7 protein-coding genes are annotated in these 14469 nt (G+C 40.3%); all 7 read right to left on the bottom strand.

Translation table 11 applies throughout. From position 1 onward, the window contains the following. Window positions 1–1475: 1475 nt before the first annotated feature. The 7 genes from EFT72_RS02425 to EFT72_RS02455 all read right to left on the bottom strand — a co-directional run bounded on the left by EFT72_RS02425 (window position 1476) and on the right by EFT72_RS02455 (window position 14465). Window positions 1476–1829 carry a hypothetical protein gene (locus tag EFT72_RS02425; protein ID WP_124065274.1) on the bottom strand — a complete coding sequence of 118 codons (354 nt, stop codon included), beginning with the start codon at window positions 1827–1829 and terminating at the stop codon, window positions 1476–1478. Between the two features lie 14 nt (window positions 1830–1843). Continuing rightward, window positions 1844–8971 (bottom strand): RHS repeat-associated core domain-containing protein, encoded by a 7128-nt coding sequence (locus tag EFT72_RS02430; RefSeq protein ID WP_124065275.1) that lies wholly within the window; start codon window positions 8969–8971, stop codon window positions 1844–1846. 372 nt (window positions 8972–9343) lie between these two features. Next, on the bottom strand, window positions 9344–9997 hold the full coding sequence (locus tag EFT72_RS02435; RefSeq protein ID WP_124065277.1) for a TipC family immunity protein: 654 nt from the start codon (window positions 9995–9997) through the stop codon (window positions 9344–9346). An 18-nt stretch (window positions 9998–10015) separates the two neighbouring features. Further along, complete coding sequence (locus EFT72_RS02440; RefSeq protein ID WP_124065279.1) at window positions 10016–11554, bottom strand: DUF4280 domain-containing protein; 1539 nt, start codon at window positions 11552–11554, stop codon at window positions 10016–10018. After that, the gene (locus EFT72_RS02445; protein WP_124065281.1) at window positions 11542–12075 is read right to left on the bottom strand and encodes a hypothetical protein; all 534 of its coding nucleotides are present in this window, start codon (window positions 12073–12075) and stop codon (window positions 11542–11544) included. Before EFT72_RS02445 ends, EFT72_RS02440 begins: the two co-directional genes overlap by 13 nt. After that, window positions 12072–13043, bottom strand: coding sequence for a pentapeptide repeat-containing protein (locus EFT72_RS02450; RefSeq protein WP_124065283.1), 972 nt, complete (start codon window positions 13041–13043; stop codon window positions 12072–12074). Before EFT72_RS02450 ends, EFT72_RS02445 begins: the two co-directional genes overlap by 4 nt. 9 nt (window positions 13044–13052) lie before the next feature. Next, the gene (locus EFT72_RS02455) at window positions 13053–14465 is read right to left on the bottom strand and encodes a contractile injection system protein, VgrG/Pvc8 family (RefSeq protein WP_124065285.1); all 1413 of its coding nucleotides are present in this window, start codon (window positions 14463–14465) and stop codon (window positions 13053–13055) included. Between the last annotated feature and the right edge of the window lie 4 nt (window positions 14466–14469).

The raw sequence follows: 14469 nt of genomic DNA on the forward strand, positions 1-14469 counted from the left end.
TGTAACATAGTATTTGCCATTCTTCGTGATGAAAAAGAGTTTCAAATCATCACACCAGAAGAACATCAAAAGAATTACTTAAAAGCGAGATGCGACGTCGCTGCTTAATGTAATGAATACCTCCTTCAAGCCAGCCACTTGATGAAATATCAAAGGGTCTATTAAAGTTGCCCTATTTTGTTTCATTGTAAATATCAAATATTTTTTAATTCACTATTGACATTTATTAGCTGGACTGATCTTGTTTCCAACCAATCAGTTCCCGTACCGGCAACCTCAGATGACAGCGTTAACTCATATTGAGTCCGCAAGGGTTCGACAGCCTATCCACAACAAACCAATAGGTGAAAGGAGAAGTTATTTCCTTTATTGGTTGTTGATGTTAACTCTGTCTGGAATGGATTGCAAGTTATTTCTGGATTTATTTTCAAGAGAAAAAACGGCAGGAAAAAGAACAGAAATGGGAGTTACAGAAATGGTATATTTACCCCCTGTAACCCCCGGCAGCCCCATTTTACCATAGAACTAATTTCCTGTAAATCCTATGGTCCACCATGAACCATGGGAGTAGGCAGTTATTATAAATCAATGGCAACACAGAATTGATTTACCATTCACGTTTAGCCTTGTGTCGCAAAATTTCGCCCCTGTATGACCTTTGAAACCGATGATAGAACACGTATGCCATTCAGGCAATAAAAAGCCTTGTTGGGCATATTTGCAGAAAAAAGAGGGGTATCCTTTTCTCTGATAAATGTTTGAATTGATGTTGCCACCTGTTCAGCTCTCTGCCACTTTTAAAATAAGTCGCATCTATGACTGTTCTTTTATATGTCTTCAAGTCGCAAACTTGCTGCTATTTAAAAATCTGGTTGAAGAATATTTCTGCTCATTTCCTGCACTAAAACTGGGGTGCACCATGGGGTCGAAAATGATGCAGGTTAAAGGCAGGTGCACCTTACGGCGCTCCTGACGGTTTACAGCAGCCGGCAATGCCGACTGCATAAGGATTTTAACCAATCTCCTTTTTTTTTATAAGGTGCCCGTCAATAAAGCAAAAGTCACCTGTTAGGTGGTCGTAACCGCACTGGAGCTAGCCAAGTTCAAAGCTTTTTAAGGTGTCTGCGTAGGTACACCGTATAAAATTTTCCAATTTATACGTTCCAATATGAATTGTTCGCCTTTTAATTTATTCAACCAAGTAAAGAAAAGGTATTAATTGGAAATTACATAGACTCCATCATAAATCAACTTGTATTAGAAGAAGTTTTTCTGTATCAGCACGGTTTTATGGGTGATGTGAAATTATTAAAATATATTAAAAATTGTGATTACAAGGCTATCTAAAACTTAGAGGAGTACATCAGAAAAAACACTGTGCTCCTCTAAGTTATTCAGTAAACTCTTATAAAAGGCTAATATAATTCAGTTACATACATTCTAAATTTTACAAAATATAATTGAGAAAATCCAAACTACAATTCTACTTCTTGAGTTCTAACAGAATTTGCTACAATCTCTAAAATAATTCGATTATCTGCCGGCTCATAAAAAGTTACTTGGACAGCTTCCGCCACTTCTTCTCTGGTTCCTCCGCCTTTTAATATGTCTGCAATTAATTCATCTAATAAATCCGACTTTTTTAAAATACTAATATCCCCTATCTCTTGTTCGGTTGATTGCCTGTCTTTTAGTCGCCAGCACTCCTCAAAAATTAACTTCAATATTTTTGCATTCCACTTTTCTATTACAATTTCTGCTTCGTTACCAAATATTTTTATACTTTTGATGATGCCATCAGACAAACCTATATTATTTAAATTATCCATTACTTCCTCCAACTCTAATGCGGAAAATCTTCTCCGGGTAGGAAACCAGTTCCAGACCCGCTCGTATATCCCGGTGGATATACCTTCTGCACATTATTCTTATTATTCCAACTTTTGCTAGGATCAATCTTATACTCGACATGATAATGTTGACCGTGATGTCGTGGATTATATGTTTCTCCAGGTTCCAGTGGGTGTGTTTCTGCTCTAATTCTAACGTTATCACTTGTAGGTATCTTTTGACTTGTCCCACCATTTGATTTTGTTACTTTATCTCTTGGTATTTCTGGTAATAAATCATCTGGATTTTCTGGAAATTTACCTACGCTAGTCTCCTTGCCCGAACCTTCATTCGCTTTTTTAGCTGGTGTTGAACCCGTATCAGATTGATCTTCATTTTTACATTCATTATATCCACTGGGATCATAATACACCACTGGATTATTGGCACAATACGCATAGAGGTTCAGCCCATCTCCACGATATACATCCTCCTGCAGGAACCTTCCTACCACCGGATTATAAAATCTTGCACGAAGATAATACTGACCTGTCTCCTGGTCATACTGCTGACCCGTATACAAGATCCGGTTTTGGATTTCCTCTGACTGTCTGCGGATCGCTCCAAAGGCATCATATTCATAGAAATTTTCTACTTCCCTCTGGTTCCCTGTTATGTACGCCGTACTATTCTGCTCATCTAGATGATATGCATGGTATCCCCCTTGCCCTTTGCTTTCACTGGCTGCGATACCATATCCCAAGACATTCCTATTTTCTGCATTCCAGTCCCCATCTGTTTCTGCCTGCAATACTCCGTTATAGTAGATGAATCGGGAGACTTGTCCATTCACGGATGACCCGGCTCTTAACTGCTCTCCATCGTAGCAATTCTCTAGTTCTAATCCATTTCCAGACACTCCGGTCTGTTGACTGAACGGATTATAATGATACCTCCTTTCCTCCCCGCTTCCGGCCTCTTCCAGGAGATTGCCCTGTTTGTCATATCGGTACGCATAACTCTTTCCAGACACAGTTCTCTCTATAAGCTGGTTTCTTCTATTATAACAGTACCTTTCCTCCCCTGCAACGAAAGTCTTCTCCATGCGGTTTCCACACAGGTCATACCCATACTTCATGGATTCCCCGTCATACAATTCTTCAGTCAGACGGTTCCTCTTATCATAACGGTATCCGATTACCGTTTCTCTTAAGCCAGTCTCTTCCGGCAATGTCCTTACTCCGGTCTTTGCTGTCCGGTTTCCATTTAAATCATACTCATAATGGAAATCAAGCAGCGGACGACTGTCCTCTAAGAAAGTTGCCAAACGACTGATGTTCCCATCCGTATCATATTCATATATGGTTTTGACTCCATTCAAATGAGTGATTGTTTCAAGTTTCCCATCCGCCCGGTGACCGTACCGAACAATCTCATAACCGCTTTCATCCCGAATACTGCTTAAATTTCCTCGCCAGTCATATCTATATTGCACAGTTTTTCCTGTGACATCCGTCAGAGTCTCTAGGCTTCCATCCCCATAATAAGTACAGGAGACAAGCATCTTTCCAGACGATGCTTTCTTCATTAGCTTCCCGTCCGGTCGGTATTCATAGGTATAGCAGAACCCTCCTGCCACGGCCTTCTTTTTCATACCGAAGGTATCATATTCCCAGCTTCTTGTAACTTCATTTTTTCCATTTACATCACAGCCCGTTTCCAGAACTGGGTTTTTATCTACGTTATAGGCGGTCCTGATCTGGTTTCCATTCCGATCAACGTGCAGTATCCTGCGGCCTTCCCGGTCATAGCGAAAGGTTTCGCTGTTCCCGTCCTGGTCTATGATCTCACAGACCTTTCCCTGGCTGTTATAGCGATAGATGATCTCCCCACCATTCGCATCCGTTGTGCTGGTGATATTTCCCATGCTGTCGTAGGTGTATTTTTCATTTCCTCCATCGGCATTGTGAACATTTTTAATCCGCCCCCAGCTGTCTACATCATATCCAGTCTGATTCTGATTTCCATCCACCACTCCAGTGATTCGTCCATTGGCATCATAAGAATATGCCTGAGCTGCCATTCCCACTTTCTTACTTCTGGCTGTATGGATCTTTGTTTCCTGACCTTGGACTCCATATGTATATGTGATCTCATTCCCATCTGCAGTCCGCTTAGTTTCCAGACTTCCGTTTGGAAGATAACGGTTTTCTTCCAGTATGGTTCCCTCCCCGTTCGTTAGGGTCAGGACATTCCCATAGGTATCATATCCATAGGTGAAACTATGAAGCTTTCCAAAGTTTTTCTCTGCCTGTGGGTAACTCTCAGTTTCCAGACGGTCATTTTTGTCATATTCATACTGAAAAACGGGGCCCAGACAATCACTCACATGGGTGATTCGATCTTTTAAATCATAATCATATCCAAGTTCCCAAACCTCTCCACCTTTTCCCTGACGGGCAATTCTTGTAATATTTCCTGCCAAATCGTAGTGAACCGATACGGTCCGGTCAATTCCGTTTTGCTTATCAAGAATTCGTTCTAAAATCAAACGGTCACAGGAATCGTATTCACGGAATATCTCATACCCTTCAGGAGTTTGTATCTGTGTTCGGTTTCCATTCTCATCATAATGGTATTGGGTAACTGCATACTTTGCTTCTCCTGGCACCGGATCAAGTCCACTGTCTAATTCTTCTTTTGTTTCCACCAGCCTTCCAGCCTTGTCATAACCATACTGAATTATCTGGTATATCCCTTCTGATATGGTCTTCTCCTCATAAATCCGTTTCCCATGAACATCGTAACCATACTGAATCACCGCTCCCAAACCGTCCTCTACACGGATCAAACGATCTCTCTTATCATAAGAGTACTTCAGAATAAGTCCTGGACCTTCTTTCTCTTTCAGCTGTCCGTCAAGGCCCCAGTATCCTCCGTAACGTTGCTCTTTCTCCTTATTTCCGTTGGCATCGTAAGAATAGGCGGTCCTTTGGTAGAACACCTCTCCATCTTCCTCCTTTGCCGGCTCCATGATCTCACAAAGCTGATTTCTGCCATTATAGGTATACCAGGTTGTCCAACCCAGAGAATCTGTCTTTCTTGTTGGATTTCCGGATATATCATAAATATACGTCGCTAGCAGCCTACCATCCGGACCGATTACTGTTTCTAAGTGTCCAGCATTATCATAGGTATACTGCCAACCATCTCCATCATCTGTCACAGCATCATAGAATTCCGGCAGTACATGCTTAATGCGGTTTCCATTGGCATCATAGAAGATCCGTTCACAGCCTCCATCTGGATAGTGAATCCGGATCTGGTTGCCGTTACTGTCATAATCATAACAAATTCCTTCTCCGTCGTCTGTTTCCTTATTATATGCATTGGGGTGGATCTTTTTCAAGACATTGCCTTCCCCATCCCGAAACTGTCTCTCATGCCCTCCGTCTGGGCGGAGGGTATCAATCAGACGATCCAAAAAATCATACCTGTAGGTATACTCTCCCTTCTGTTCCTTCCAAGCTTTTGGCGGATACAAAGCTAAGAGTCTACCCATACCATCATATTGGAAATGAGATTCATTCCCTTCCCCATCTCTTATCATGGTTTGATCGTTTTTTGCATTATAGCCGTATTCCGTACGAACAAGACCAGACTCTTCGGCCATCTTACGCCCCATGACATCATATTCAAACCGCACCTCTTCACCATCTGGGTAAGTAAGAATACCCGGCATTCCAGAATTCGTGTCATAATGGTATACGGTCTTATTTCCGACTGCATTTGTCTCCTCTAAAAGCCTGCCCTGCCGGTCATAGAGATAAGATTTTAAAAAGCAATTCTTTTGGTCTTTTGCAAATTCTTTTTCAATGATAAGATTATGATTTTTATCATACTCATAGCAATACTTCCGCCCTGCATTATCAGATTTTTCGATCAGGTCATCTGCTTCATTGTAATGATAATCGGTGGTAAGCCACCCTTTCCTGCCTTCCCTTCTAACTCGGCCTGCTTCATCATAAATCCACTCTTTTACCTGTCTTAGACGATCTGTTTCCTTTATTCGATATCCATTTTCATCGTATTCATAGTGAGTTTCAGACCCATCTTTATAGAGAACTGCTGTGATCTCCATATTTCTTCCATATTCATAGACTACGGTTTGCTTGTTTGCGCTGCTGTGTACCGTTACCTTCCGTTCCTCATCTAAATATTCCGCCTCGTAGGTATCCCCATTTGCTAAAGTCTGAAGAACCATTCTTCCTTTTTCATCATAATGATTTTCCAGATAGGCTATCTTCGCCTGGTCTACTGCCTTCGTTAAATATCCCTTTTCATCGTATTCGTAATGGGTCATCCCTTGATCCATGTGAACTACGTCCGTTAAGAGTCCACCTTCATAACGGTACTTCATGGTACGACCCATGTGATCGGATATCTGAACAAGCCGCCCATCTCTCATCGTTATATTTAAATGACCGCCAAGAGCCGTTTTAATTCCCTCTAGGTTTTTCCCATGATAAAGGAACTGGATCATCTGTCCATTTTGATCTGCTATGGATTGAAGAAGACCATGAACATTGTATCGGTAGATCCTGTGCTCCTTCCGGTCTTTTACAATCCAGCCGTTCTTGTCTTTGATCAATTCAAACCAACCACATCCGTAGGTAATATTATGGGACTTTTCTCCATCCCACTCAAAGATTAGGTGATGTCCGGAATCAAGTGTCACATGACGTTTATTCCCGTCCTGATAAAGTTTTCCTTCATATGGAAAACTCCAGCCAGCTCCCATGATACCACCTTGTTTATTTGTGGAGTGATACTTTCTAGTAATTCGTATAGACTCTCGGATATCTGGCAGGATAAAATCAACAGCAGAAATTAAAAATGCTCCGGAAACGACATCAACTGGCTCTCCAAAAAGCTGTCCAACGCCCGTTGTTATAAAGTTGCTTTGCAGCGACTGAATTACATTAACCTCTCTGTTTGGTAACAAAGCATCTGCTGTAACATCAACTACCGTACCAAACCCAGTTCCCGCCGCTGTACCCACCACTTTCTTTAACAATCTGGAATCGGTTTTTACCAAACTCTGTGCCTTCCCAATAAATGCCGTACCAGCCGTGCCCTTTATCATACCTAACCCTGCATTGACTAACATATTTTTTCCATTTACTGTTCCAGTTGTCTGATAGTCACGAATTGCTCCAAATATCAAGGTTCCACCAGTTTGAGCGACAAAATTAGTTACCTGTGACTTAGAACACATTAATTTACTAAATTTCCCAACTTGGGCAATATTTTTTAAGGCTTTACCAGTGACCACATCAAAGACCAGATCTGTCGCCATAGATGCCATATTATACGCATCCTCGTTTCCCATAAAAATCGTATCGCGAATAAAATTAGCTGGTCTTGAGGCATCCAGAGCATTTACCTTGCTGTATCCGTCTAATCCTTCCGCCATATCTGCGACTGAAAAAGTTGCTTTTACCCCTGCTGCAATCAATAATGGAGCGGTAGCCCCACCGGTGCATACCGTAAGTGCGGTTAAACCTACGACTGTAACAATGCTTACAACGCCATTAAAAAATTTCTGTTTGCTTTGTTGTTTCCGTTCAACCAATGCAGAGGTCAAAGCACTATTTTGCTCCTCACGATTAGCCGCATCTTCCTTTGTCAATTCAGCTTCTATTTCCTCTGCCGAAGGAACTGCCTCAGGGCAGGAATCTGCCTGATGGGTAACAAGATTTGATTTGATATTGGCTTGTTCTTCCAGGGAGATCATGTCATCTCCCCCATCTCCAAGTTGGAGCACCACCTTATTTTCCCCGGATAGCATTAGATTGCGAACTGGCACTTCTCCTCCTGCCATCATTCCCTTCTGGGTTTTTATATTGATGTTCTTTCCTGTTAGAGAAAGGTATCCGCCCTTGTTCATGTTAAGCAGAATGGTCCCACTGGAATCAGGTGCATAATTCAACGCATCTGCAGTCATATTCATAGCACTTCCGCTAGGATCTGAGAAGCTTTTGTTGTCCGGATTCTTTCCCGCTCCGCTTCCATTTCCAATAGCATGTACCGCCACTGCACTCTGTTCATCGTGCTCTGGAAAATAGATATGTACCCGGCTGCCTTCTTCTGGCATACAGTAAAAACTGCTGCTCTCAATGGCATAGGTGAAATACTTTGTCTCAGCGGCTGGTGCATAAATTGGATCGATATCAAACTGTACCCTTATACGATTTCCGCTCCGCTCCTTTACCGTTGCCGGAATGCTCATACCAAATATTCTTGGATTTTTTTCCTTTTCTATTCGGAGACCTTCCTGTCTGGAAAGGGCATACCGGTAAATCATTTCTCCTTTTATGGTGGTGATTTCCATTCCTGTGATCACAACGGATATCTTATTCATGGAAATTTCTTCACCCATCTGCAGAAAACGTCGTGTTTGGATGTTCCATTCAGACACTTCCTGAGACAAGATTCCCAAAGGTTCCAACACTTTGGTATAATGAGCTAAATTCTTTTCCAGAACATAATCCTCTTTTAATAACTCCGTTCCATAGTTAATATGAGGGATACCAAAATATACCTTTCCACAGTCATCTGTTGCATCCACCAATAGACAGGTGTCAAAATGACTGGCCAGCCTTCGCAAGAATACCCAGTCGCTTTCTTCGTACTGCAAAAGCATTTCGGGTATTTTGGCATCTTTTGTAATTTCATCCTTAATATCAAACCGACCATAATCAGTGAGCACCTTCTGTGCCACATTCATATATGTCATTGCTCCATCAAGAAAACTTCTGCTTTTTTCCGTACGCTCCCAATCCTTTGTATAGGAATAAGCTTCCAAATACAAGAATGGAAGACCCTTTTCTACTTTTGTATAGACCGTTTCTATTTTGCCTTGGAAAATCACCTTGCCATTGGTGTATTCCCTTTCCCTGATTATAACAGGAAGGACAGAAGCCATATTTACAAATTCTTCCGCTTTTTCTCCATCTACCAGCAGCTTCATGGAAAGAAATCCATGGCTGTTAAGTCCCTGTGTAAGCCGAAACGATTTCACTTGGATCACACCTTCAAGGGCCAATTCAATCTCCAGTTCTTTATAAGCTAATTTCATAATTCATTTCCCCCTTTATCATGAGGTAAAAGTTCTTTTGTATTGTTCCATAGCTATTGTTTCATTTAATAGATGTAACGTATGTCCAACCAATATCAGTGTTTACTTCAGAATATGTATCAAAGTTTTCTATAGCATCTTGTAATCCATTTTTTTAATAGTATTATAAAATTCAGATAAAGCATCATACGATACTCCTTCTAGTTCTGGCACTTGATTAAATATTTCCAATGCTTCTTTTTAGTTTCCGCTTTATAGATTTCATCGATGACATTTGCCCCTTGCAAAGATACTTGAATAAATATGCTGTAAAAAATAAAATTTATATACCGATATATAAATACTTCATGAACGTATTTTTGGGCTTTTTCATCATTCCACAGACGACGTTTCATTTTCTGGAAATAGAAAGGTATTGTCTACAAACGTACAATTCTCCATTTTCTTTCTAGCCTGTTCATAATCTTCTCCATGGGCTACAGCCCAAGTTTTAACCACCACATCATACAGTATATAATTTTGATACTCCTTAATATCCTGCTCACCAATCTCTTGTTTTTCTAAAAATCCATATACTGTTTCCGAATCATAAAAGTGAGTTCCCATTTCCCCCTCTGTCGGCCAGTATGAAATATGGATTGGTTCCAATGTCATGTTCCGTTTTTTGTAATCATAACTCATATAAATTATTACTTTTGTTGTATCATTTAATTCTATATTACTTTTTATTTGTATTTTATCCCCTTCTTTAGGAAAATATAATTTAACCTTAAAGCCAGATTTCAAACATTCTTGCCTATACGGTATTCTTAACCCTCCAAAATTTTCAAATTCTGATAAATTTTCATACGATACTTCTTCTAGTTCAGGTACTTGATTAAATATTTCCAATGCTTCCTTTCTAGTTGCCGCTTTATAGATTTCATCCATGACATTTCCCTCCTTGGAAAGATATTTGTAGGAAACTACTATTAAAAATAAAAGTAAAATCCCCCCCCCAAAATATACTAATTTCTTTTTAATCATAACTTCTCCTGTCTATTCTTAATTACAACTTTTCAATTTCATAAGAAAATCATAGGTGCCTTTATAAATTTTACTGTCTTTTATATCCTCTATATTTTTTATTCCATCATTGTTGGCATCTTTAACCGAAATACGATCAAAAACAGCCTTTTCTATAGATTCATACGAATTACCTTTTAGAAACTCTTTTGTTCGCAGTTCATCTGTATCGCCTGCAGAAAGGTCACTGTAATAATTATTCATACTATCTTGTAAACTGATGCCAGTACTCATCCTGTTTACAAGATTATCTGCGTCTAAATCTGCAATGTAATCATCTTCTCCAAAAGAAACCCTTTTATTATCCCCCGCATAGACTGCATCTCCAAGCCATCCTGTGATGTCCTTCCGTTCCTCTGCATTTTTCCAAGAGAGGGCATTTGCCCCTAAGTTACGCCACTTATTATCCACTTTATGTTTGTCCTCATTCAAATTAGCTGAAATGGTGTATAACATATGGGAATAATCACCTTTCCCAAAAAATTTCTGGTAAAGTTCCTTATAGTAATCCAAATATTCTTCATCCGTATACGTTTTTCCAGTAGCCTTTTCCATATTCTTTTTCCAAACATCAAATTCATCCTTGTCTTCATCTAATAATTGGACTACTACATCATAACTGTAATTTGAAGGATCACTACTCATGAAATGCTGCAAACGAATCATCTGCCTTAAATATTTATAGTCCTCCGATTTTATTCCTAATTCATTACAAAAAAAGTCTTCCTCCTTATCATATTTATATGCCCAGCCTGCTCCTTTTCGCCATGCATCAGTTTCAATTTTCGCAAAAAGTACCTTTACCTTTTTATTGTTATAATCTCCTAACTGACTGATTGCTCTTGCAAAATACCAATCCCTTTCAATAGGGGACTGATCTTCAAAATTTTTTTGTATTTTTTCATATATATCCTTCATGATATTAGAGCTTTTGTCATCAAATCCAAATTGTTCCTGCATAAAATCATTTCCATTCGTTTGTGCATTCTCTTGTTTTCCGGCTGAAATTCCGCTCCCAGGTTCTGGCTGTCCCGATTCCACGATCTCTATCTCTCCTCCGTAGATACAATAAAGCTTGGCTCCTCCCATCAAAGGACATTCTTTGTCGGTTTCGACCCCCTCTTGTCCATGATCCCATTCCTTGGCTATGATATGAGGCGAACAAACTCCCACCACTTGAGCCACACCTTCCTCTGAAGGGGCTTCCTGTTTCTGTTTCTTCTTTTTCCCTCCGGTAAAGAATCCCATCACATGATCTAAGAAGGTATCTGGACAAGCTTCCTCTACTGCTTTTTGTACTTTTGCTGCTTCTGCCTGCGTACTGGGATTCTCCATACTATAACAACCGCCAAAGCAAATCACGTTGTAGTCTCCCTTACAATCCTTTACTGTCATTTGGGGTTGATTCTTTAAAAAAACACCATGCGTTTTATGCAAAACAGTGCAGCTACCTCTCATTCCCATGCTGCAAGTGGCAGATGCTCCATGTACAACGTATGTATCTGTTAGTTCTGCCATGCTTCCACCTCAACTTCCTTCCATGTGATCCCAATTACATCTCTGCGCAGCAAACTTTCCACAACTTCTAAACTTACAAGTGGATTGGGAAACCGTTTGTCATCAAGCAAAAACACCTTATGTTCTCCGATTTTTTTCGGGTCAAGAACCAGCCGTTTCACACTCCCATTGGTGTAAAATTCTGTCTGGTTGGAACACATATTCATACGCTCTAAAAGAAGATGATGGTAGACTAGAATGCTTTCCCGTTCTTTACTCGCTATGGTAACGGTCTTAAACACCATATCATCCTCATACATATCAAGTACCTTTTTCACCTTATCTGAAACTAAGTACACGGGACTCTGGATAAAATCAGGTGCGGTTTCCCCACTATCTTTCGTCAAATACATCATGTTAGATTCCGTCAGTTCTTCCGCATCTTCCTTATAAAAAATATGTCTGGGACCACTGATATCAAAATCGCGGAAACAAATTTTATCTGGTAGGGTCTTGTCCTGTTCCATCATGAAAAATCTCATCTGATTTCCCTCCTATCGATTAAAATATTCTCTAGCTGCTCTGGTTCCAAATGCAGAAAAGATATATCTTTCTCCATAAATATGGAATACATAAGGTTTGCTCCTTTAAAATCATTGTCTTTCCATACACAATCAACAAAATCAGCCTGTTGAATCACTGCATTTTGAAAGCTACAAGCTTTCAAAGTACAGTTTTTAAACTGCACTCCAGTCAGATTTGCGCCATCAAAACTCAGATTCGTTAACGTGCAGTTTTCAAACTGACTGAAAAGAAATGTTTTTCCGGAACAATCGGAATCTTTTAGATCTGCCTGACTCCAGAACCTGGAAATCATAGTACCCTCCTGCTCATCGGAAAGCCTTAAAGCCCTGTCCCAATCCTTTTGATCTTTTTTCTCCCGGTCCACAAAGGCGATAATCTCACTGGTATCCCTATACTCTCCCCAGTAAATCCCCCAAGTGTCTAGCTTGGGAATTTCTGCAAAATCTTTGTTTTCTTCAATGTCACGAAATAGGAATCGAAGCTGACCTGCCAATATCTGATTCCACTCCATGGCCGTCTCCTGTAGGATGTTATTTCTATCATAGGAATTGACCTTTCCCATATACTTTCTTCTATCCTCTTCCAGCCGTTCCCTGATTTCATCCAGTCCTGAAAAGAGAAATTTCAGGGAAAAAGTCACTTCAGCAGGCGACTGATCCATATACCATCTGGCATCCATTGCCTGTGCAAACACGCTATAATCTCCCTTTAATAGATCGATACGAAGAAAAGAAAAATAAAAATACATAATTTTTTCTTTCTCTTTTATTATAATTTCATCCCTGAGAGATACTATGGATTGTCTTATGACATTCGACACTTCCTCTGCCTTATCCTGAAGTTCCGTAAAAAACTGCATTTTCCTCTCTTCCAGATAGTCTTTTTCCTCTTCGATAAATCGTTCCAATGCTTCCTTTCTTGTCATGTCAACCTCCTAATTCACCTTTACCTCAGTTCCCTGAATCAATAACTTTCCATCTACAGGCATCTGAATGGTGCCTCCTTTGACGCAGGAAATCACCGCCGTTTCAAGCGCATTTAAAGTAACCGATTCTTCTGCCGATATTTCCAGATTGTTCTCTGCCTCAATGTTTATAGTATCCTTTGCGCACAGGGTAACATCGCCACCTTTCCCAATCTTTACGCTCGCAGCGCCTCCGCTGCAGGTAAGAAAAATTCCATCTTCCGAAAGTTTCATTTCCTGCCCATAAGGATTGCTTAAATATTTAGTGGAAGGACTTCCCATCCGGTCAGGGACTCCCCCACTCTTCCCGTCATAAGAGCTTACAGCACTCACGGCGATTACATCCTTTGTATATTTTGAAGGAAAGTAAATGCGTACCTGATCCCCTGGCTCTGGCATATAATACCAACCGCTTCCGTCCGGGGACGCTGACAAAGTGGAAAAAGAAAACCAATATACATCATTTGCAGTTTTAGACTCTCCATCGATATCCAGATGGATTTTAATTTTGGTTCCTGCAATGTTAAGAACCGTTCCCTGAATGGCCGTTCCGATTAGATGCATCGGATATCTGGCTTTCGCAAGGATGCCTTCCTTTTTCTGTAGTTCGATTCGACAGTGGATCAATCCACGTATCAGCTCATAAGACATGCGGCGAATGACAAATTTTCGCCCTTCGTTTTCTAGTTGTTCAAAATACTCTGGCACGTGGTTTGTTTCAATATCTAGAATCAGAAAATCATTGTCATGAACCTTTTTCCCCTGCATACACCAATAACTGTATTCTCCCATTTCCTTCTTAACCCCTGTCTTTTCATAGTTCCATTTCCCCCAGGGTATATCTGGAACTCCTCCGTACAGTTTGATGGTATCTGCCGCAGGATTGCATACGAATACAGCATTTAATATGGAAAGCATCCGTTTTAAAAATTCCCAATCCGTTTCCTTATATTGGACCGCAATTTCTCCCAACGGTCTGTCCGTTATGGATAATTTAATATCACTTCCTGGATATTCAGAGACAATCATTTGAATCAACTGACCATAGGTCATGTTCACATCCTGAAAAGAACGAGAGCGCTTCTTTTGATCCATCCGAATGCTTCTGCTTTTGGCCTCAGCGAATATTTTTACGGTATTTCCTTCTGACTCCACCCTTACTCTGGTTAATATCCCTGAAAATACAAGTTCTTTTTCCGATAAATAAACGGATACAGAATCGTTCTCAGAAAATCCATATAACGCTTCTTCCCCATCTGTTTCCGCCAGATAGCCCTGAAGGAGCAGACTTCCATGCTCACCTGGGGAAACGTCTATTTTAAGTTCTTCCAAATTCTCGATCGGAATACCGTTTACCTTAATCATTTCTGCTGTATATGCCATAAAA

It is taken from the genome of Clostridium sp. E02 (genome assembly GCF_003833015.1).
GTDB lineage: Bacteria > Bacillota > Clostridia > Lachnospirales > Lachnospiraceae > Lacrimispora.

Bases quoted from the DNA above. Each gene is read 5' to 3' on its own strand.
- EFT72_RS02425 (WP_124065274.1), bottom strand. From the start codon at position 1,829: ATGGATAATTTAAATAATATAGGTTTGTCTGATGGCATCATCAAAAGT.
- EFT72_RS02445 (WP_124065281.1), bottom strand. From the start codon at position 12,075: ATGAGATTTTTCATGATGGAACAGGACAAGACCCTACCAGATAAAATT.
- EFT72_RS02435 (WP_124065277.1), bottom strand. From the start codon at position 9,997: ATGATTAAAAAGAAATTAGTATATTTTGGGGGGGGGATTTTACTTTTA.
- EFT72_RS02455 (WP_124065285.1), bottom strand. From the start codon at position 14,465: ATGGCATATACAGCAGAAATGATTAAGGTAAACGGTATTCCGATCGAG.
- EFT72_RS02440 (WP_124065279.1), bottom strand. From the start codon at position 11,554: ATGGCAGAACTAACAGATACATACGTTGTACATGGAGCATCTGCCACT.
- EFT72_RS02450 (WP_124065283.1), bottom strand. From the start codon at position 13,043: ATGACAAGAAAGGAAGCATTGGAACGATTTATCGAAGAGGAAAAAGAC.
- EFT72_RS02430 (WP_124065275.1), bottom strand. From the start codon at position 8,971: ATGAAATTAGCTTATAAAGAACTGGAGATTGAATTGGCCCTTGAAGGT.